This window comes from Enterobacter cloacae complex sp. P13B, assembly GCF_014895915.1.
Lineage (GTDB): Bacteria > Pseudomonadota > Gammaproteobacteria > Enterobacterales > Enterobacteriaceae > Enterobacter > Enterobacter bugandensis.
In genome coordinates this window covers 1-753 of sequence record NZ_JADBQN010000031.1, presented here as the reverse complement: position 1 = coordinate 753, position 753 = coordinate 1, and the positions used below count along the sequence as shown (strand labels likewise).

Here is a 753-nt window from a genome sequence, read left to right as displayed (position 1 = left end):
CATCTATATTTAAATCGAATTTCTCAGTTGCAGAAGCGATTTGCAGCTTATCTTTATCCGTAATGAAAAATGGCACAACAATACAGCGCTGAGCATTTTCATCCATTTTGAAAGCATTATCTTTTTTGATATTGACGTTTGCTCCAAACGCGTCCTCTGGTAATGGATCGAATATAACATAATCCTTGTGTAGAACAGCACCTTGAGAAACATTGCCTTTTCCCCACTGACTCAGTTTTTCGTCATAATCTCGGGATCGTAACACTATTTGACTATGCGAAATAAGTAGATCTACTGTTTGCATGCTCTTATCACTCATTATATTACCTCGACTTTTATTCTTGTTCCATCTGGCAGTTCTGATAAAACATTACCAATACTTGAACCTGCACCACGGTTATCACTAGGATCTATATATCTTACGCTAGCGCCATCACCGCCTTCTTTAAACATTGCCATAGGCCATTCATCACGATCATAACCAGGCTTTGTTTTGATATTTTTTAGACTCGTTTTCCTGTTAGCTTTCGCAGTGCCTCGTTGAATTGTTACAACCTTTGCATGTCCTAAATCGATCGCGTCTGATATGTGACCAAACGTTGCAGGATATTCAGAACGTTTCAATTTCAAAACGTATTCGTAATTTTTTGACTTCGATTTTGTTAAAGTGCAACCAGCTAAACCCAGAGGATCTATCCAGGTAAGAGGGTTAACAGTATATTTATATAAGTTAATCCCCCCCGCCAGCCCTAT

At 38.5% G+C, this 753-nt stretch carries 2 protein-coding genes; both read right to left on the bottom strand.

The features are described 5' to 3' along the window. The coding region (gene comJ, locus IM273_RS22450) for a competence protein ComJ (RefSeq protein ID WP_226857945.1) at positions 1–319 on the bottom strand (319 nt) is incomplete at its 3' end. Beyond that, positions 319–753: NucA/NucB deoxyribonuclease domain-containing protein (locus IM273_RS13680; RefSeq protein WP_305043780.1), on the bottom strand; the 435-nt coding region annotated here is incomplete at its 5' end. The genes comJ and IM273_RS13680, both read right to left, overlap by 1 nt.